Annotated in this window: 18 protein-coding genes; 6 read left to right on the forward strand and 12 right to left on the reverse strand. The window is 64.1% G+C overall.

All coding sequences use genetic code 11. The features are described 5' to 3' along the window. Window positions 1-183 precede the first annotated feature (183 nt). The 7 genes from ASB58_RS17835 to ASB58_RS17865 all read right to left on the reverse strand — a co-directional run bounded on the left by ASB58_RS17835 (window position 184) and on the right by ASB58_RS17865 (window position 7,219). On the reverse strand, window positions 184-981 hold the full coding sequence (locus tag ASB58_RS17835; RefSeq protein WP_118131810.1) for a DUF817 domain-containing protein: 798 nt from the start codon (window positions 979-981) through the stop codon (window positions 184-186). Between the two features lie 36 nt (window positions 982-1,017). Next, the gene (gene ggt, locus ASB58_RS17840) at window positions 1,018-2,727 is read right to left on the reverse strand and encodes a gamma-glutamyltransferase (protein WP_118131811.1); all 1,710 of its coding nucleotides are present in this window, start codon (window positions 2,725-2,727) and stop codon (window positions 1,018-1,020) included. A 4-nt stretch (window positions 2,728-2,731) separates the two neighbouring features. Continuing rightward, window positions 2,732-2,983: a YfhL family 4Fe-4S dicluster ferredoxin gene (locus tag ASB58_RS17845; RefSeq protein WP_083724024.1), complete on the reverse strand. Its 252-nt coding sequence runs from the start codon at window positions 2,981-2,983 to the stop codon at window positions 2,732-2,734. A gap of 18 nt (window positions 2,984-3,001) precedes the next feature. Then, window positions 3,002-3,481 carry a pantetheine-phosphate adenylyltransferase gene (gene coaD, locus ASB58_RS17850; RefSeq protein ID WP_118131813.1) on the reverse strand — a complete coding sequence of 160 codons (480 nt, stop codon included), beginning with the start codon at window positions 3,479-3,481 and terminating at the stop codon, window positions 3,002-3,004. Between the two features lie 125 nt (window positions 3,482-3,606). Next, complete coding sequence (locus tag ASB58_RS17855; RefSeq protein ID WP_118131815.1) at window positions 3,607-5,196, reverse strand: GMC family oxidoreductase; 1,590 nt, start codon at window positions 5,194-5,196, stop codon at window positions 3,607-3,609. 9 nt (window positions 5,197-5,205) lie between these two features. Continuing rightward, complete coding sequence (locus tag ASB58_RS17860) at window positions 5,206-5,742, reverse strand: twin-arginine translocation pathway signal protein (protein WP_118131817.1); 537 nt, start codon at window positions 5,740-5,742, stop codon at window positions 5,206-5,208. A 34-nt stretch (window positions 5,743-5,776) separates the two neighbouring features. After that, window positions 5,777-7,219 (reverse strand): coniferyl aldehyde dehydrogenase, encoded by a 1,443-nt coding sequence (locus ASB58_RS17865; protein WP_118131818.1) that lies wholly within the window; start codon window positions 7,217-7,219, stop codon window positions 5,777-5,779. Between the two features lie 165 nt (window positions 7,220-7,384). On the opposite strand from ASB58_RS17865, the gene ASB58_RS17870 reads away from it, so the two are divergent. Further along, window positions 7,385-8,035, forward strand: a complete 651-nt coding sequence (locus tag ASB58_RS17870) for a TetR/AcrR family transcriptional regulator (RefSeq protein ID WP_096006362.1) — start codon at window positions 7,385-7,387, stop codon at window positions 8,033-8,035. Here ASB58_RS17870 and ASB58_RS17875 read toward each other — a convergent pair. The 4 genes from ASB58_RS17875 to ASB58_RS17890 are packed head-to-tail and all read right to left on the reverse strand — an operon-like array spanning window position 8,011 to window position 12,474. After that, window positions 8,011-9,012, reverse strand: a complete 1,002-nt coding sequence (locus ASB58_RS17875) for a hydrolase (RefSeq protein ID WP_118131874.1) — start codon at window positions 9,010-9,012, stop codon at window positions 8,011-8,013. The genes ASB58_RS17870 and ASB58_RS17875 overlap by 25 nt on opposite strands. Next, window positions 9,009-9,590, reverse strand: coding sequence for a 16S rRNA (guanine(966)-N(2))-methyltransferase RsmD (rsmD, locus tag ASB58_RS17880; protein ID WP_096006363.1), 582 nt, complete (start codon window positions 9,588-9,590; stop codon window positions 9,009-9,011). Before rsmD ends, ASB58_RS17875 begins: the two co-directional genes overlap by 4 nt. Further along, on the reverse strand, window positions 9,587-11,131 hold the full coding sequence (locus tag ASB58_RS17885; RefSeq protein ID WP_118131820.1) for a M16 family metallopeptidase: 1,545 nt from the start codon (window positions 11,129-11,131) through the stop codon (window positions 9,587-9,589). The genes rsmD and ASB58_RS17885 overlap by 4 nt, the downstream gene beginning before the upstream one ends. Then, complete coding sequence (locus ASB58_RS17890; RefSeq protein ID WP_118131822.1) at window positions 11,128-12,474, reverse strand: M16 family metallopeptidase; 1,347 nt, start codon at window positions 12,472-12,474, stop codon at window positions 11,128-11,130. Before ASB58_RS17890 ends, ASB58_RS17885 begins: the two co-directional genes overlap by 4 nt. A 145-nt stretch (window positions 12,475-12,619) precedes the next feature. On the opposite strand from ASB58_RS17890, the gene ftsY reads away from it, so the two are divergent. From ftsY to ASB58_RS17915, 5 genes are all read left to right on the forward strand, one after another. After that, window positions 12,620-13,822 (forward strand): signal recognition particle-docking protein FtsY, encoded by a 1,203-nt coding sequence (gene ftsY / locus ASB58_RS17895; protein WP_118131823.1) that lies wholly within the window; start codon window positions 12,620-12,622, stop codon window positions 13,820-13,822. Continuing rightward, a complete protein-coding gene (gene ftsE, locus ASB58_RS17900; RefSeq protein WP_096006367.1) occupies window positions 13,823-14,488 on the forward strand; it encodes a cell division ATP-binding protein FtsE in 666 nt (221 codons plus the stop codon). Beyond that, a complete protein-coding gene (gene ftsX / locus ASB58_RS17905; protein ID WP_096006368.1) occupies window positions 14,488-15,486 on the forward strand; it encodes a permease-like cell division protein FtsX in 999 nt (332 codons plus the stop codon). Before ftsE ends, ftsX begins: the two co-directional genes overlap by 1 nt. 203 nt (window positions 15,487-15,689) lie before the next feature. Further along, window positions 15,690-16,553, forward strand: a complete 864-nt coding sequence (gene rpoH, locus ASB58_RS17910) for an RNA polymerase sigma factor RpoH (RefSeq protein WP_096006369.1) — start codon at window positions 15,690-15,692, stop codon at window positions 16,551-16,553. 114 nt (window positions 16,554-16,667) lie between these two features. After that, complete coding sequence (locus ASB58_RS17915) at window positions 16,668-17,273, forward strand: hypothetical protein (protein WP_118131825.1); 606 nt, start codon at window positions 16,668-16,670, stop codon at window positions 17,271-17,273. A gap of 76 nt (window positions 17,274-17,349) precedes the next feature. Here the strand turns inward: ASB58_RS17915 and mtgA are convergent, their stop codons facing one another. Next, window positions 17,350-18,102 carry a monofunctional biosynthetic peptidoglycan transglycosylase gene (gene mtgA, locus ASB58_RS17920; RefSeq protein ID WP_118131827.1) on the reverse strand — a complete coding sequence of 251 codons (753 nt, stop codon included), beginning with the start codon at window positions 18,100-18,102 and terminating at the stop codon, window positions 17,350-17,352. Between the last annotated feature and the right edge of the window lie 31 nt (window positions 18,103-18,133).

The raw sequence follows: 18,133 nt of genomic DNA on the forward strand, positions 1-18,133 counted from the left end.
TCACGTGGAATGACCACGCTACGCTTCTCGCTCCTTGATTGGCGGCTTTACAGGCTGCAACAGGTGGGTGAACGAAACGTCAACAGACCCTAGCCTCGCGCTCAGATGCAGCATGAAAAAGCCGGACCGGCGATATCGCGGTCCGGCTTTTTTTGGCTCTTCGCGCGGTGACGTGTCCGCGCGTTACGCCTGCGCTCTTGCCGGCAGGCGCGTGACCGGATTGTTGATCAGCGACACCAGGACAAAGCTCAGCAGCATCAATAGATACCAGGAGCTCAGCTTGGCCAGTGAGACCATGTGCCATTGTTCTTTCTGGTTAGGGTAGACCCAGACGTTGGCGTAGGTGGCGATGTTTTCAGCAAACCAGATGAACAGTGCCACCAGAAACCAGCCCAGCAGCAGGGGCATCCAGCGATGGGTTTTACTGATCTTGAAATGAATCTGCGTTCGCCAGAACAGGTAGACCGTGGTCGCCAGCAGGACCCAGCGCAGATCCCAGACGAAGTGGTGGGTAAAGAAGTTGAGGTAGATCAGGCTGACCAGTATCACGGTCTGCCAGCGCGCCGGGTAGTGGGTGTATTGAAAGTCAAAAAGGCGCCAGACGCGGGCGATGTAGCTACCCACCGCGCTGTACATAAAGCCGGTAAACAAGGGCACATTACCGATACCAAACAGGTAAGCCTCCGGATACTGCCAGGAGCCGATGGCGTCCGAGGTCTTGAACAGCTCCATGACTGTTGCGGTGACATGAAACACCACAATCACCATGGACTCGCGCAGGGTTTCCAGCCGTGCGGCCAGCATAAATAGCTGAAAGCCGATCGCGGCAAGAAAGATGAAGTCGTAGCGGTGCAACCCTTCGATCGGGTACCAGTAGCGGGTCACCACCATCACCAGCAACAAAAAACCGCCGAACAGGCAGGCATAGGCCTGTTTGAGGCCGAAGCGCCAGAACTCGTAAATAAAGGTTTTTATACGAATACCTTTGCGTGGTGATGCGGATCGGTTGTGGCTGCGTTATTCGCTCGGTGTTCGTTCCGCGCGCGGCGCTACGCTGGCCGCACCGATACCGCGAGGGTCGCTGGCAGCGCTGACGCGGTTGCGGGTCTTGTCCCAGGACACCGCGTGCATATTGCCGTAGTCGCGGCCCACCAGCTCGATCCGGTGGCCCATGGCTTCCAGCGTCTGACGCTGCTGTGCGGTGAAGGCGGCATCTTCGACCTGAATGTAGTCCGGCAGGTACTGGTGGTGGTAGCGCGGACGGCTGACCCAGCGTTCGACCGGCTCGCCGTGCATGACGTCCAGCGTACCGAGCAGCACCATGGTGATAATACGGCTGCCGCCGGGCGTGCCGAGCAGGGCCAGCTGCTGGCCGTTCTCCAGCATGGTCGGAGTCATGCTCGACAGGGGGCGCTTGCCGGGGGCGATGGCATTGGCCTCGCTGCCAGCCAGGCCGTAGGCGTTGCTACCGCTTGGGTCAGCGGCAAAGTCGTCCATCTCGTTGTTCAGTAACACGCCGGTGCCGGGCGGAGTGAAGGCCGCGCCGAAGGGCAGGTTGATGCTCAGGGTGGCGGAGACGGCGTTGCCGTCGGCGTCCAGCAGCGAGAAGTGGGTGGTATTGGTGCCTTCGTGGAACTCGCGCAGCGGACCAAGCTCGCTGCTCGGGGTGGCGTGTTCGGGGTCAATGTCCTGCGCCATGGCCACGGCGTAGGCCTTGGAGGTCAGCTCGGCCACCGGCACGGGTACAAAGTCATTGTCGCCCAGCAGCATGGCCCGGTCGCGGTAGACCCGTCGCATCAGCTCGACCAACTGGTGGGTCTGCGCTATCGAGCGGTTGGGGCTGGCGGGCAGGGCGGGCAGCGCCTGCAGAATGCCGGCCAGTGCAATGCCGCCGGCGGACGGCAGCGGTGCGCTGATGACCTGATAACCACCGCTGGAGAAACGAATGGGGCTGCGCTCGATGACGCGGTAGTTATCCAGGTCGGCTTGTTGCCAGACGCCGCCGGCCGCCTGCACGCCGCGCAGCAGGTGCTCGGCCACCGGGCCACGGTAGAAGCCGTCGCGTCCATCCTGTGCAATGGCGCGCAGGGTATTCGCCAGCTCGGGCTGGGTAATCAGGGTGCCGGTCTCGGGCGCCTGGTTGTCACGTAGAAACAGCCGGGCGGTTTCGGCATCGCGCTGCATGGCTTTCAGTCGGAAGCCGACCAGCGTGCGGTAGTGCTCGCTGCTGGTGAAGCCGTTTTCTGCTGCCTCGATGGCTGGCGCCAGCGACTGTGCCAGCGGCAGGCGACCGTAGTGCTCGGCCAGGTGGACCAGGGCTGCCGGGATGCCGGGAATGCCGGCGGCCAGTGGGCCGTTGATGGCCGGGTCGCGTTGTACCTCGCCGCTGCTGTCGCGGTACAGGTCGCGGCCAGCCTTGCCGGGTGCGGTTTCGCGGGCGTCGATGAAACGATAGGGCTGGTCAGGGTTGCCGGGCTGGCGCAACAGGAAGAAGCCGCCGCCGCCGATACCGGAGCTGTAGGGCTCGACCACCGCCAGGGTAGCGGCCACCGCGATGGCGGCGTCGAAGGCATTGCCGCCGTCGGCCATGATCTCAAGGCCAGCTTCGGTGGCCACCGGGTGGGCGCTGGCGACCGCGCTGCGGCCTGGGCCATCCGCTGCCAGCAGGGGAGTGCTGCACAGTAGCAGCACACTGAGGCTAAGGGTCTGGCGCAGGCGAGTCATCATGCGCTTAGGCCTGGCCGGTGATGATCTTGTATTTGTCCATCAGCTCGTCCTTGCTTTCGACGTTGTCCGGATCCAGCGGGATGCAGTCGACCGGGCAGACCTGCTGGCACTGGGGTTCGTCGAAATGGCCGACGCACTCGGTGCACAGGTTGGGGTCGATGACGTAGATCTCCTCACCCTGGGAGATGGCGCCGTTGGGGCACTCGGGCTCGCAGACGTCGCAGTTGATGCAGTCGTCGGTGATGATCAGTGACATGCTCTGACTCCTGCTGCCTCAGCCGCTAAAGCGCTCAGCCAGCGCCTCGTTGACCACCGGGTGAACGAACTTGGTGACATCGCCACCCAGGGCGGCAATCTCGCGCACCAGCGTGGAGGAGATGTAGGAATACTTCTCCGACGGGGTCAGGAACAGGCTTTCCACGTCGGGTGCCAGCACGCGGTTCATGTTGGCCAGCTGGAACTCGTACTCGAAGTCGGAGACCGCGCGCAGGCCGCGCAGCAGCACGTTGGCGTCCACTTCCTTGACAAAGTGCGCCAGCAGCGATGAAAAGCCGACTACTTCGACGTTGGGCAGATGGCTGAGTACGGTCTTGGCCATATCGACTCGGCGTTCCAGCGAGAAGGCCGGGTTCTTCTTCGGGCTGGCAGCAACGGCCACGACCACACGGTCAAACAGCCGCGCAGCGCGCTCCACCAGATCGGTGTGGCCTTTGGTGATGGGGTCGAAGGTGCCGGGGTAGAGTACGGTGTTCATGCCAGAGCGGGTCCTGCAGCGGGTGGTAGAGAGGCAGATGGTAGCTCAACAACCATCGAAAACCCAGCTGTGAACCGCTCGCCCGCCGGGGGCGGGCGGCATCGATTGGTCTTTGCTCCCGGCGTTCAGGTCAATTCCTCGGCCAGCTGGCTGGCCAGGCGCGCTACCAGACCGTAGATCGACAGCTGCGGGTTGGCACCGATGCTGGTGGGGAACAGCGAGCCATCGAGGATCGACAGGTTCTCCAGCTGGTGATGCCGGCCCTTGCTGTCGACCACGGCCTGCTGCGGATCTTCGCCCATGGCGCAGCCGCCCATCACATGGGCGCTGGCCAGGCGCACGTCGTGGGCGCGATAGGACAGCTCGCCAATCTGCTGACGGAAGTCCGCCCAGCTGGTGCTCAGGCGTCCGTGGGCGTGGCTGGGCATTACCGCCTTGGCTCCGGCGGCAAACTGGATTTCGCCCATGCTCAGGTAAGCGCGGCGCACGCCGTCCCAGAGGTAGTCGTTGAGCGGGTAGTCGAGTACCGGATCGCCGTTGTCGCGCAGGCTGACGCTACCGCCCTGGCTTTGTTCGTGGAAGCCGTCACGCAGCAGCGCCAGCAGGATGTTGCTCTGCGGCAGCGCGGCCATGCGCTGCAGGCTCTGCATACCAAAGCCGCCCATCAGGGTGGCGGTAATGCTGGGCTGCATGGGCGGCACTTCCAGCTTGTAGCCCATCGGGCCACTGGTGCCCTGATCCCACTGGAAATGGTCCGAGTAGATCGACTGCGGCGCGCCGTAGTAGCCGTGGATGTCGCGCTCGTACTGGGCCAGGGTCAGGTTGACCGGATGCAGGAAGGTGCGTTTGCCGACGCGCTGGTGCGGGTCGGGTGCTTTGGAGCGCAGCAACAGGCCAGGATTGTTGATGCCGCCGCCGGCCAGCACGATATGTGGCGCGCGCAGGGTCAGACGTTGCCCGGCAGGGCGGCTGAGGTGCGCATCCATGGCCCGGCAGTGTACCGCGCTGACCCGGTCGCCGGTAAACGACAGGCGCTCGGCGCGGGCGCTGTGTACCAGCACGGCGCCCTTGTCCAGCGCCGCTGGCAGGGTGGTCACCAGCATCGATTGCTTGGCGTTGGTCGGGCAGCCGGTGCCGCAGTAGCCCAGGTTCCAGCAGCCGCGCACGTTGCGTGGAATCACCTTCCAGTGGTAGCCCAACTGTTCGCAGCCTTGGCGAATGACGTCGTTGTTGGCATTCGGCGGGACGGCCCAGGGCGCCACGCCGAGGCGCTCTTCCATGCGGGCGAACCAGGGCGCCATGCTGGCGCTGTCCAGGCCCTTGACGCCGTGCTCGCTGGCCCAGTGTGCCAGGGTTGGAGCGGGGGTGCGGAAGCTGCTGGTCCAGTTGACGGTGGTGGTGCCGCCGACGGTGCGACCCTGCAGGATGCCGATGGTTGCGTCGGCGGTCGCGCGGGCCGAGGCCTCCTGATACAGCTCGGCGTAGGCCTTGGCTTCGTCGTTCTTGAAGTCGCTGGAGGTCTTCAGCGAGCCTTCTTCCACCAGCAGCACGCGCAGACCGGCGTTGGCCAGAATCTCTGCGCTGGTGCCGCCACCGGCGCCGGTGCCGATAATGATGACATCGGCTTCCAGTTCGCGATCGCTGTCCAGCTCGCGCGCATCAATGACCTGCCAGCCGCGCGCCAGGCCCTGCAGGAAAATATCGGGTACAGGCATGGAAACCTCTCAGACTTGCGGCGGGCCGGGGTAGCCGACGGCGGCCCAGGATTGCGGGGTGGCGTACCAGGACAACTGCAGCAGCTGTGTGATGGCCTTGTGGCCCTTGCGCAACAGCTCGAAACGGCTGTCGCGCCAGCGCAGCAGGAAGGTTTCCAGTTGCTTTGGGCTGGCCTCGGCCAGATTGCCCCAGATGCCGGTCAGCGGGCCGCGGGTCAGGGGCAGCGACAGCATGCCCAGCAGGTTGAGGACTTCATCCTGGACAAAGGGGGAGGCGGCTTGCAGGGAGCGGTCCAGCTGGGCCGTGGCCAGGGTGATGGCGTCGGCCTCGGCAAACGCCGGGTGCGGGCCGATCACGGCAGGGTAGAGGGCGCGCAGCAGCGGCAGGTCAGAGTCGCGCAGTACTGCCAGATGGCTGGCTGGCGCGCTGCTGCTGCAGCCGCTGAGGCTGGCGGTCAGGCCGGCGGTGCCGAGCACCATGGTGGCGCCCAGACCCAGCTTGAGGAGGCTGCGCCGGTCAAGGCTCGGCGAGTTGGTATCAGGCATGGTCGTTCTTCTTTTTATTGTTGTTTACGCTGTCTCAGCGCAGAAACAGTTTGTACACGAGATTGAGCAGTTTGCCACCGTAGGGCGGGTAGATCGGCTTGGCGCCGTTGTAACGCTGCTTGATGTAGACGCCCTTGGCCTTGCTCATGGTGAGAAAGCCTTCGTGGCCGTGGTAGTGGCCCATACCGGAGGCGCCGATGCCGCCGAAGGGCATGTCATCCTGGGCCACATGCAGCAGCGCATCGTTGATGCACATGCCGCCGGCGTGGGTCTGCTCCATCAGTCGTTGCTGCTCGGCCTTGTCGTAGCCGAAATAATAGAGCGCCAGCGGACGCGGGCGCTCGGCGATGTAGTCGAGCGCGGCATCCAGATTGTCGTACGGCAGGATCGGCAGCAGCGGGCCGAAGATTTCGTCCTGCATGACCTTCATGTCGTCGTTGACGTCCAGCAGCAGGGTCGGCGCGATAATGCGTGTGCCGCTCAGATCCTCGTTACCCGGGTTGATCGGCAGGATGCGTGCGCCTTTCTCTTCGGCATCATTCAGGTAGCTCTGCAGGCGCTGATACTGCCGCGGGTTGATCACCTGGGTGAAGTCGGCGTTGTCGCGCAGGTTCGGGTACATCTGGGCAAACTGCGTATGCAGCGCCTGGGTCAGCTCCTCGACCCGGCCGCGCGGGCAGAGGATATAGTCGGGGGCGACGCAGGTCTGGCCGGCGTTGACGCCCTTGCCAAAGGCAATGCGCTCGGCGGCGTCAGCCAGCGGCACGTCGGCAGACACGATGGCCGGTGACTTGCCGCCCAGCTCCAGGGTGACCGGGGTCAGGTTGTCGGCGGCCGCGCGCATCACGTGGCGGCCGATGCTGGTAGCGCCGGTAAACAGCAGGTGATCGAACGCCAGCTTGGAGAAGGCGACGCCCACGTCGGCTTCGCCAGTGACCACGGCGACGTGATCTTGCGGGAAGATCTCACCCAAGAGTTGTTCCAGCACCTCGGCGGTACGCGGGGTGGATTCGCTCATCTTGATCATCGCCCGGTTACCGGCCGACAGCGCGGTGATCAGCGGGCCGACGGCGAGAAACAGCGGGTAGTTCCAGGGTACGATGATGCCGACCACGCCCAGCGGTTGGTACACCACTTGCGCCTTGGCCGGTTGAAAGGCGATACCGACCCGACGGCGTGAGGGCTTCATCCAGCGGCGTACTCGCTTGCTGGCGTAATGAATGCCTTCGAGCGAGGGCATGATTTCCGCCAGCCGCGTTTCGTCCGCCGAGCGACGGCCGAAGTCGTCGCTGATGGCGTCGATCAGCGCCTGCTGGTGTTTCAGAATCCCTTGCTTGAGAGCCTGCAGCTGCTGAATGCGTTCGTCGGCGGAGGGCATGGGGGCCTTGCGAAACGCCGCGCGCTGGGCGTCGAACAGGTTGTGCATGCGGCTGATGGACTGCTGCTGCTCTTGCATGTAGGCGATATCGGCTACCATGGTGCCTCCGTCGGCTGGGTCAGCTGTGCCAGCACTGTTTTGTTGTTATCGGCGCTGTTGTCGTCGGCGAGGTCTGTGAGTCCTGCCGTTGTCGGTCTGGACTGTATTTCTAGAGTAATTGCTCTAAAGTGTCAAATAATCTGTGAGTGAAGCCGACCAACGACCATGAAAACCCGCGACCGCATCATCGAAGCCAGCCTGCAGTTGTTCAACGAGCAGGGCGAGCGCGCTGTTACCACCAACCACATTGCTGCGCATCTGGGCATGTCGCCGGGCAACCTCTATTACCACTTCCGCAACAAGCAGCAGATCATTGCCGAGCTGTTCGAGCGCTACGCCGCTGAAGCCGAACAGAATCTGGCCTTGCCGCAGGGCCGGGCGCTCGATCTGGATGACAAGGCACGTTATCTGGAGTCGATGGGCGCCACCATGTGGCGCTACCGCTTCATGCTGCGCGACCTGGAGCACCTGCTGGCCAGCGATGTGGAGCTGGCTGCGCGCTATCGGGCGTTTTCGCGCCACTCCCTGCGGGCGATCGAGGCTATCTTCCAGGGCACGATTGATGCGGGCATTCTGGATGCCCGCTACGCCAACGCTGAGGTACTGGCGCTCAACAGCTGGTTGCTGATGACCAGCTGGGTCAACTTTCTCTGCACCACCATGCTCAACGACGCGCAGGATGACCTGACGCCGCAGATGCTGCGACGGGGCGTCTATCAGGTGTTGGCGCAGGAGCGCGGCCTGCTCAGCGAGGCCGCTCGCCCGGCGGTGGACGTGATGCTGGAACGGCTCTACTCGCCGCTCGCGGCAGACTGAAGCTGCTGTTGGAACCAGGCGGGAATGCGCCGCTCCAGATAGTAGCGCGGTTGCCAGGGCGGCCCTTCGATAAAGCCGACGTGACCACCGCCCTGGTGCAGTTCAAACTCGGTTTGCGGGCCGAGTTCGCTGAGCTGCGGCAGGCTGTGCGGGTAGACGAAGGGGTCGTTGTGGGCCTGAATCAGCAGACAGGGCACCTGAATTGCGCCGAGAAAATATCGGCTGCTGCAGCGTCGGTAGTAGTCCTGCGCGCTGGCATAGCCGTGCAGCGGCGCGGTCACCCGGCCATCGAAATCCCAGAAGGTATCCATTCCCTCCATTGAGCCCAACGCATCCAGCCGTGCCTGCTCGCTTTGCCTGCCTTGATGCTGGAACAGGCGCTTCTTGTTGCTGACGTAGGCCAGCATGTCACGCATGAAGCGGCTCTGGTAGACCCGCGAGAAGCCCACGCTGATGCGATCGGCGCATTGATCCAGCCGAAACGGCACCGAGACTGCGACCGCCGCGTGCAATGGGCATTGGTCCGCACATTCACCCAGATATTTGAGCAGCACGTTACCGCCCAGTGAGTAGCCGGCGGCCGCCAGTGTGCGCCCGGGATAGCGCAGCAGCACATGGTTGACCACCTCGGCCAGATCATCGCTGGCGCCAGAGTGGTAGGCGCGGGCGCTGTGGTTGGGCTCGCCCGAGCAGCCGCGCCAGTTGACCGCGACGCTACGCCAGCCGAGTTTCGCCAGTTGTTGTTGCTGGCCGAGGATATACAGCGAGCTGGAGCTGCCGGTCAGGCCGTGCAGCAGAACTACGCAGGGCGTATCGGGATGGTCCGGGCCGAACCAGTCGAGGTCGAGAAAGTCGCCGTCGGCGAGGGTCAGCCGCTCGCGCTCGCGATGCAGCAGGGGCGGACGGCGCAGCAGTGGGCTGAACAGGGTCTGCAGGTGGCCGCCGGGCAGCCAGCGCGCAGGCCGGAAGCGGCTCACGCTGCCCGGTGCCACAGGCTGTACCAGACCTGACCGGCGCGCTTTTCTCGGTGCAGTTGCCAGCTGCCGGGCAGGGTCAGCTGGCTGGGCGACTGCTCGCTTTCAATATAGATCTGCGCGTCGTCGGCCAGCCAGCCGTTGGCTTCCAGCGCGCTGCAGGCCGGTTCAAGCAGGCCCTGATGGAACGGCGGATCAAGAAACACCAGATCAAATTGACGCGGCGGCGTACCGCTCAGCAGGGACAGGCCGTCCTGCTGGACCACCTCGGCGCGATCGCATTCCAGTGTCTGCAGATGGCCGCGCAGGGTCTGCACCACATCCCGGCTGAGGTCACCGGCCAGAGCGCTGGCGGCGCCGCGAGACAGGGCTTCCAGGGTCAGCGCGCCACTGCCGGTGAACGGGTCCAGGCAATGGGCGCCGGGCACAGCGCTGCTCAGCCAGTTGAACAGCGTCTCACGTACGCGGTCGGGCGTCGGGCGCAGGCCCGGCTGCTCGGTAAAGCTGAAACGGCGGCTGCGCCACTCCCCGGCGATGATGCGTAGCTGGCTGACGCGCGCCTTGGTGCGAACGGGCTTCATGCGTCCTCGCTCTCTGTGGTCTGGGCTGCCGAGTCGCTCTCGGTGTCGCTGCTGTCTTGCTCCGGCTCCGGTTGCGGCGGGCCAACGGTGATGATCACGCGCTGGTCGGCCGGCAGCTGGCGGGCAAAGGCGTCGCGGATATCTTCGCTGGTCAATGCTTGCACGCGATCCAGGAACAGCTGCATGTAGTTCAGCGGCAGGTCATAAAAGCCGATGGCGCCCAATTGCGAGACGATGGCGCCGTTGCTCGCGGTGCTGAGCGGAAATTCGCCCAGCATTTGCTGCTTGGCGCGGCTCAGCTCGGTGTCGGTCGGGCCGCTACGGATGAACTCATCCAGCACCTGATTGGCGACGTCCAGCGCCTGCTCGGCCTGATCGGCGCGGGTCTGAATGCTGATATAGAAGGGGCCGGGCGCCTGCATGGCACTGAAGGTGCTGCGCGGCGAGTAGGCCAGCCCGCGTTGCTCGCGGATCTCATGGACCAGGCGTGAACCAAAGCCGCCACCGCCCAGGATCTGGTTGCCCAGATACAGCGCCGCGTAGTCCGGATCGTCACGGCTGATGCCCTGCTGAGCGATCAGCAGATGGGTCTGGTTGCTGGCAAAGTCGATGTGCTGGGTGCTGGCGCTGACCGGCTCGGGTGCCGGGGTACGCGGCGCAGCATCACCCTGCGGCATGGCGTCGGCCAGGTGCTGGGCCAGTTGCTCGGCGCGCTGGCGGTCGACGGCGCCAACCAGCGCAATCACCGCATTGCCGGCGTTGTAGTAGGTTTGCTGGAAGCGCTGCAGGTCTTCGCGGGTGATGGCGTTGATGCTCTCTTGCGTGCCGTCCGGCGGGATGCCGTAGGGGTGACCGGGATACAGGGTCGACCAGAGTGCTTCGCTGGCCTGGCTGTCCGGGCGCTGGCGGGCATAGCGCAGGCCGGCCAGCATCTGTTCGCGGATACGCTGCAGCGAGGCCTCGGGGAAGCTCGGTTTGGCCAGAATCTGCGCAAACAGCGACAGCGCCGGCTCCAGCTTGTCGCTGGCGGTCAGAGTGCGCAGGCCAAGCAGGCCCATATCGCGATGCGCGCTGTTGCTGAACTGCGCGCCCAGGCGTTCAAAGCCCGCAGCGATATCGCCGGCATCCAGATTGCCGGTGCCTTCGTTGAGCATGGCGTTGGTAAAACCGGCCAGGCCCGGCAGCTCGCCGTCGCGGCTGGCGCCGGCGGCAAACAGGATCTGCACATCCAGCATCGGCAGCTCATCGGCGTGCATGTAATAGACCGGAGTACCCTGGCTGGTCTGCCAGTGCTGCAGGTCCAGCCCGCGGCGCGCCGGCGGGGTGTCCAGGTCCAGCTCCTCCAGTGACTGCAGTGCGGGTAGCGGCTCGCCAAAGACTTCGCTGGCGGTGTCGGTGACGACCAGCGCCTCGGTAGGCACCTCGACCGGCTCGGGGATGGACTGCTCGGGCGCACGCTCAACCAGCAGGAACAGCATGCCGCCGAGTACCAGCAGGGCAATCAGCCAGCGCAGCGCGGAAAACGGGGAACGGGGGCTCATGGTTGTGCCTCCTCGGCAAGCGGCAGGTTGTAACTACGGGTCAGACGGTCGCGCACCAGGTAGCGGCGGGCTACCTCGCTGATCTGTTCTGGGGTAATGGCCTGCAGGGCTGCGGTGTCTTCGTCCACCAGCTCCCAGGACAGGCCGACCACCTCCAGCTCACCGATGCGATTGGCCTGCGCCATGATGCTGTCCTGGGCGTAGACCAGGCCGGCGACGACTTGGGCCTGCACGCGGGCCAGCTCGTCCTCGCTGGGCGGGTTTTGCTTGAGCTCGTCGATTTCCTGCCAGATCGCCTCTTCCAGCTGCGGCAGGTCAATGTTGCGGGCCTCGTTGGGGATGCCGCTGAAGACAAACAGGCTGTCGCCCCGGGTGAAGGCATCGTAGCCGGTGCCCACCGAGGTGGCGATGGCCTGGCCACGCTCCAGATGGCTGGGCAGGCGTGCGCTGTAGCCGCCGTCCAATACGGCGCCGAGCAGGCGCAGGGCATGGACTTCCCAGGCCTCGCTGGCGGTGTTCAGCGAGGGCACGTTGAAGCCCATCAGCAACGTTGGCAGTTGCAGGTCCAGATGCAGTGTCATGCTGCGCTCACCGGGCGCGGGTAGCTCCAGCGGTGTGCGAACCACCGGTTTGGCGCCGGCGGGCACGGCGCCAAAGTAGCGCTCGACCAGCGGCTTGACCGTTTCGGGGTACACATCGCCAACAATCACCAGCACCGCGTTGCCCGGCACATAGTGCTGTTTGTACCAGGCGCGCAGGTCCTCGATGCTCATGCGCTCGATGTCGTGCATCCAGCCGATGACCGGCTGGCGATAGGGATTGGCGGTGTAGGCCTGGGCGAGGAAGCGCTCGTAGGCGAGGCCGTTGGGGTTGTCATCCACGCGCATGCGGCGCTCTTCCTTGATGACCTCGATCTCCTTGATGAACTCGTCCTCGGGCAGGGTCAGCAGGTGCATGCGCTCGGCTTCGAGTTCCAGCGCGACGGGCAGCTGGTCACGGCTGAGCATCTGGTAGTAGGCGGTGTAGTCGCGACTGGTCATGGCGTTCTCGCTGGCGCCCAGGCTGCTCAGCAGGTGTGAGGCCTGGCCCGGCTCCAGATGCTCGCTGCCCTTGAACATCATGTGTTCCAGCGCGTGGGACAGACCGGTCTGCCCGGGCGGCTCGTCGACCCCGCCGACCTTGTACCAGACCTGCGAGACCACCACTGGTGCGCGGTGGTCTTCGCGGATAATGACCTTCAGGCCATTGTCCAGAGTGTAACTGTGGGTCGGTTGACGACTCTCGGCATGGGCGAGGGGCGTCAGCAGCGGGAGTAGAAGCAGGAGGTAACGCAAGGGCAGCATGCAGGTATCCTGTTGTGCGGCGTGGTCGAAGGGCGGGCCGGCAGACGGCGGCTGCGGGTCATACCGCCCTCGGCTGAAGTGGGGTAGGATAACCCAACCTTCAATGAGGCGGACATGCGCCGCCGAACTCAGATAGTGACACTTCATGTTTGGTTCCAAAGACAAGCCGCAAGACACCGACACCCAGGACAACAGCAAAGCCGAGAAGAAGGGGCTGTTTGGCTGGGCCCGGCGCAAGGACAAGCCCGCCGACGCACCGGCACAGACGGATGCGCCGGCGCCGCTGAGTGGCGACCTGAATACCATCGAGGGCCGTGAGGCCGCTGCGCGCGAAGCCGCCGCCTCGCTGTTTTCCGAGCTGGGCCAGCAAGCGCCGGCCGAGCCACCAGCCGAGGCAGTCGAGCCCGCAGTGCAGCCTGAAAGTGGCGGTTTTTTCTCGCGTATGCGCCAGGGGCTGTCCAAGACCAGCGCCAACCTCGGCGAGGGCATGGCCAACCTGTTCCTCGGCGAGAAAGAAATCGACGACGAGCTGCTTGAAGAGATGGAAACCCGTCTGCTGATGGCCGACGTGGGTATCGAAGCCACCACCATGATCATGGAAACCCTGCAGCAGCGCGTCACCCGCCGCCAGGTCGCCAGTCGCAAGGCGCTTTACCGTGCGCTGCAGGATGAACTCGAAGCGCTGCTGGCGCATGTGGCCAAGCCGCTGGACATCGACACCAGCAAAAAGCCCTATGTGATTCTGGTCGTCGGCGTGAATGGCGTCGGCAAGACCACCACCATTGGCAAACTGGCCAAGCGCCTGCAGGGCGAAGGCAAGCAGGTGATGCTGGCCGCTGGCGACACCTTCCGCGCCGCCGCCGTCGAGCAGCTGCAGGTCTGGGGTGAGCGCAACAAGATTGGCGTGATTGCCCAGCACACCGGTTCGGACTCTGCGTCGGTGATCTTTGATGGCCTGCAGGCGGCCAAGGCGCGTGGCGCCGACGTGCTGATCGCCGACACCGCCGGGCGTCTGCATAACAAGGATCACCTGATGGACGAGCTGGCCAAGGTCAAGCGCGTCATGGCCAAGCTGGATGCCGACGCGCCCCACGAGGTGATGCTGGTGCTGGACGCCGGCACCGGCCAGAACGCGATCTCGCAGACCAAACTGTTTGACCAGGCGGTTGGTCTGACCGGTCTGACGCTGACCAAGCTGGATGGCACTGCCAAGGGCGGGGTGATCTTCGCGCTGGCCAAGCAGTTCGGCCTGCCGATCCGCTTTATCGGGGTGGGCGAGCAGATCGACGACCTGCGGCCCTTTACCGCATCGGACTTTGTCGCGGCACTGTTTGGTCAGAAGCCATAAATGATTCGCTTCGAGCAGGTCAGCAAGCGCTATTCCAACGGTCATCAGGGGCTGGATAACCTCAGCTTTCATATTCGGACCGGCGAGATGGTGTTCATTACCGGCCATTCAGGCGCCGGCAAGAGCACCCTGCTCAAGCTGATCATGTGCATGGAGCGCCCCAGCAGTGGCGCCGTGCATGTTGGCGGGCAGAATCTGCGTGACCTAGGCAGTGACGATATTCCCTACCTGCGCCGTCAGGTGGGGGTGGTGTTTCAGAATCACCAGCTATTGTTTGATCGCACGGTCTTCGACAACGTCGCATTGCCGCTGATCATCAATGGCACGCCGAGTGATGAGGTGGGCCGCCGGGTGCGCGCCGCGCTCGACAAGGTCGGTCTGCTGAGCAAGGAAAATAGCTACCCCATTGCCCTGTCCGGCGGTGAGCAGCAGCGCGTCGGCATTGCCCGCGCCGTTGTGCACAAGCCTGCCCTGCTGCTGGCGGACGAGCCGACCGGTAACCTCGACCCGGAACTGTCGGCGGAAATCATGGGGCTGTTTGAAGACTTCAATCGCGTGGGGGTGACGGTGATCATCGCCAGTCACGACCTGCCGCTGATCGCCCGCCTGCACCACCGCACGCTGACCCTCGATCAGGGCCGCCTGCTGGCGGATGGAGAGTCCTGATGAGCGCCAATAAACCTACCCAGCCCGCTCGTCGCAAGGCGCCGAGCGGTGCCGCGCGCTCCCAGCGCAACTGGCGTCACCCGCTGCGCAGCTGGCTGGGCAGCCACCGTACCAGTGCCCTGCAGGCACTGGAGCGCGTGCGGCACTACCCGTTCAGCAGTGCCATGACCATTCTGGTCATGACCATCGCCCTGGCGTTGCCCATGGGGCTCTCGGTGCTGATCAATCAGGTCAAGCAACTGGGGGTGAACTGGCAGGAGGCGGCGCAGATCTCGGTTTATCTGGCCGATAGCGTCAGCGCCGAGCAGCAACAGACGCTGACCGAGCAGGTTGGTCAGCTCGCCGGTGTCGCCAGCGCCCAGCTGCTTGACAAGGACCTGGCCCTGGCCGAGTTTCAGCAACACGCCGGCATGGGCGACGCCCTGTTGCAGCTCGACTATAACCCCTTGCCCAGCGTCATCGTGGTGACCCCCAAGAGTATCGAAGGCGGCGCGGCTGCGCTGGAGCCGCTGCGTGACCGGCTGGTGGCGCTGGACGGGGTCGATCAGGTGCAGATTGACCTGCTCTGGGTCGAGCGCCTGTCGGCGATTCTGGCGATGTTCGAGCGCTTTGCCGGTGGTCTGGCGGTGCTGTTGATCATCGCCCTGTTGCTGGTGATGGCCAACACTATTCGCCTGGCGATCGAAAGCCGCCGCGAAGAAATTCTGGTCATCAAGCTGGTAGGCGGAACCGACGCCTTTGTCCGTCGTCCATTCCTCTATATCGGTGTGCTCTACGGCCTGCTGGCCGGCCTGCTGGCCTGGGTGCTGCTGGCGCTGGGGCTGGCCTGGCTGAATGTCACGGTGGAACGGGTCGCGGCGCTCTACCAGAGCGACTTCGCCTTGTTCGGCATGCCGTTCACTGACGGCCTGGCCCTGGTCTTCGGCGCCATGCTGCTCGGTCTCGCCGGCGCCTGGCTGGCGGTGGGACAGCACGTCAGGGCGATTGAGCCGCAGTGAGAGCAGCGGCAAGCGGCAAGCTTCAAGCTGCAAGTAAAACCTGGGCCGCAATCTCCGCACCGTCCGCTTTTGGCTTGAAGCTTGAAGCTTGAAGCTTGAAGCTTATGGCTTGCAGCTGGCGTCAGCCCAGTTGAACTTTAGCCTACGTTCACAGTCCGATTTTGCGGTGATACACTGGGCCGTCATTTTTAGCGAGGTAGCGCATGAGCACTGCACTGCAGCCTGTTCATAATCTGGCTCCGGGAGCCAATCTCGAAGCCTACATCCAGAGCGTCAGCAGCATTCCTGTTCTGAGCGCAGACGAGGAGCGCGTGCTGGCTGACCGCCTGTACTATCACGAAGACCTTGAAGCCGCCCGCCAGCTGGTCATGTCCCATCTGCGCTTTGTGGTGCATATTGCCCGCAGCTATTCGGGCTACGGCCTGGCGCAGTCCGACCTGGTGCAGGAAGGCAACGTCGGCCTGATGAAGGCCGTCAAGCGCTTCAATCCGGAGATGGGCGTGCGCCTGGTGTCCTTTGCCGTGCACTGGATTCGCGCCGAGATCCACGAGTTCATTCTGCGCAACTGGCGTATCGTCAAGGTGGCTACCACCAAGGCCCAGCGCAAGCTGTTCTTCAATCTGCGCAGCGCCAAGAAGAAGCTGGCCTGGCTGTCGCAGAACGAAGTTGAAGCCGTGGCCGCTGACCTGGGCGTGGCCGAGCGCGAAGTGCGCGAGATGGAAAGCCGCCTGTACGGGCAGGACCTGGGTTTTGATGGTGCTCAGGACGACGACGATGACCACGCCTACGCGCCGGTGCATTATCTGGAAGACAAGCGTTACGACCCGGCTACCCAGCTGGAGTCGGCCGACTGGTCTGACAGCGCCAGCAGCAGTCTGCTGAGCGGTCTGGACGAGCTGGACGAGCGTAGCCGCGACATTCTCTATCAGCGCTGGCTGGCCGAGGAAAAGGCCACTCTGCACGAGTTGGCGGCCAAGTATCAGGTGTCGGCCGAACGTATCCGGCAGCTGGAAAAGAACGCCATGAACAAGCTGAAAAAGAACCTCGAGACCGAGGTCGCCATCTAAGGCGTCAGTTGGACTGAAAGGGCATCCACGGGATGCCCTTTTTGTTGGTGAGGCCGTCCGCCCGACCACCCCATTTTGTGTACCCGATCAGATAACAAGACCAAGGAGTAACGCATGACGCGCCGTCAGGGTGTGCGACTGGCCACACTGTTTACTGTGGTAATTCTCGCTTTCTATGCTTTTGGCTACTGGCAGTCGAAGCCGGCTGCGCCGGAGCCGATGGACTGGTACGGCCAGTATCAGGAGTCGCTGTTCAAACCCCTGCAGGCCCAGCGTCTGACGCTGGCTGATACCGGTGCGGCGCTGGGGCACGGCACCCTGTGGATGATCAGCTCCGAGGGTGAGCCGCTGCTGGTGAGTCGCTACACCCTGGAGAGCGACGATCTGAGCTGGCGTGCCCAGGCGGTGATCGCGCTGACGCCCGAGCAGACTGACAGCCTGGTACAGGCCCAGGCCTGGCAGCCGGACTTGCCGGATCAGCCGATCAGCTCGGCGGTGGGTGATGCCCTCAAGGACCGCAAGGTCGTGCGCTTGAGCATGATCCCTAACGAGCCGATGTCGCTGGCGCAGGTGCAGGGCACCTTCGGCAATCCCGACCTGCGACTGCCGGTCAGCGAAGGCGAAGCCTGGGTCTATCCGAAGGTGGGGGCCGTGGTCGCCGTGGGCGAAGAGCAGGCGCATTCCATCATGTTTGGCCTGCGCGAGGACCTGGGCCAGTAGCCTAAGCGCGCAAATGCCCTGCACGCTTGATTGGGCTGTTTGGCGTTAATTGCAGCGACTTGATGATCCGCGCTGCTCAGATCTCCAGCCGGTTGCGCCAGTAACGCAGAGTCAGCCAGTCCGGCAGCGGCTTGCCGGCTTCCATCCGGTCGAGATAGTGTTGTCCGCCCAATTGCTGGCTTTGCTGACGAATCCAGTTGGCGCGGCGCAGGGCGTGCGGTGGTGGGCTGGCGGCATCCCAGTTCAGCGGGCTGGGCAGCACCGCCGCCAGCTGGGCCGATTGCTGGCTGGACAGGTAGCTGGCGCCTACACCGAAATGGTGCTGGGCCGCCGCTTCCACGCCATAGACGCCGTGATCCCACTCGGCGATATTCAGATACATCTCCAGAATCCGCTGCTTGGGCCAGATCAGCTCGATGCCGAGGGTAAACCAGGCTTCCAGTCCTTTGCGGATGTAGCTGCGGCCAGACCAGAGGAACAGGTTCTTGGCGACCTGCTGGCTGATGGTGCTGGCGCCGCGCAAGTTGCCGCCCTGCATGTTATGTTCCACGGCGGCGCGGATGGCCTTGAGATCAAAACCGTAGTGCTCGGCAAAGCGCTGGTCTTCGGCGGCGATCACGGCCATCTTCATGCTGTCGGGGATTTGCGCGTAGGGCGTCCATTGGTACTGGCGCTGATAGCCTGGCTGGTCGCGCTCGGTCACCCAGCGCTCGACCATCAGCATCGAGCCGGGCGTGGGTGCCCAGCGCAGCACGACGATAGGCAGCAGGCTGACGGCGGCGGCAATCAGCAGCCACTTGGCAATCTTGCGCAGGATACGTTTGAACATGGGCGTCCGGGTGGCGAGTCTGCCCGGAGTA

Source organism: Pseudomonas abyssi (assembly GCF_003444685.1).
Classification (GTDB): domain Bacteria; phylum Pseudomonadota; class Gammaproteobacteria; order Pseudomonadales; family Pseudomonadaceae; genus Halopseudomonas; species Halopseudomonas abyssi.

What these genes read in the sequence shown, in the direction of transcription:
- mtgA (WP_118131827.1), bottom strand. Translation starts at nt 18,102, where the DNA reads ATGTTCAAACGTATCCTGCGCAAGATTGCCAAGTGGCTGCTGATTGCC.
- ftsX (WP_096006368.1), top strand. Translation starts at nt 14,488, where the DNA reads ATGAGCGCCAATAAACCTACCCAGCCCGCTCGTCGCAAGGCGCCGAGC.
- ftsY (WP_118131823.1), top strand. Translation starts at nt 12,620, where the DNA reads ATGTTTGGTTCCAAAGACAAGCCGCAAGACACCGACACCCAGGACAAC.
- ggt (WP_118131811.1), bottom strand. Translation starts at nt 2,727, where the DNA reads ATGATGACTCGCCTGCGCCAGACCCTTAGCCTCAGTGTGCTGCTACTG.
- ASB58_RS17865 (WP_118131818.1), bottom strand. Translation starts at nt 7,219, where the DNA reads ATGGTAGCCGATATCGCCTACATGCAAGAGCAGCAGCAGTCCATCAGC.
- ASB58_RS17885 (WP_118131820.1), bottom strand. Translation starts at nt 11,131, where the DNA reads ATGAGCCCCCGTTCCCCGTTTTCCGCGCTGCGCTGGCTGATTGCCCTG.
- rpoH (WP_096006369.1), top strand. Translation starts at nt 15,690, where the DNA reads ATGAGCACTGCACTGCAGCCTGTTCATAATCTGGCTCCGGGAGCCAAT.
- rsmD (WP_096006363.1), bottom strand. Translation starts at nt 9,590, where the DNA reads ATGAAGCCCGTTCGCACCAAGGCGCGCGTCAGCCAGCTACGCATCATC.
- ASB58_RS17860 (WP_118131817.1), bottom strand. Translation starts at nt 5,742, where the DNA reads ATGCCTGATACCAACTCGCCGAGCCTTGACCGGCGCAGCCTCCTCAAG.
- ASB58_RS17845 (WP_083724024.1), bottom strand. Translation starts at nt 2,983, where the DNA reads ATGTCACTGATCATCACCGACGACTGCATCAACTGCGACGTCTGCGAG.
- ftsE (WP_096006367.1), top strand. Translation starts at nt 13,823, where the DNA reads ATGATTCGCTTCGAGCAGGTCAGCAAGCGCTATTCCAACGGTCATCAG.
- ASB58_RS17870 (WP_096006362.1), top strand. Translation starts at nt 7,385, where the DNA reads ATGAAAACCCGCGACCGCATCATCGAAGCCAGCCTGCAGTTGTTCAAC.
- coaD (WP_118131813.1), bottom strand. Translation starts at nt 3,481, where the DNA reads ATGAACACCGTACTCTACCCCGGCACCTTCGACCCCATCACCAAAGGC.
- ASB58_RS17855 (WP_118131815.1), bottom strand. Translation starts at nt 5,196, where the DNA reads ATGCCTGTACCCGATATTTTCCTGCAGGGCCTGGCGCGCGGCTGGCAG.
- ASB58_RS17890 (WP_118131822.1), bottom strand. Translation starts at nt 12,474, where the DNA reads ATGCTGCCCTTGCGTTACCTCCTGCTTCTACTCCCGCTGCTGACGCCC.
- ASB58_RS17915 (WP_118131825.1), top strand. Translation starts at nt 16,668, where the DNA reads ATGACGCGCCGTCAGGGTGTGCGACTGGCCACACTGTTTACTGTGGTA.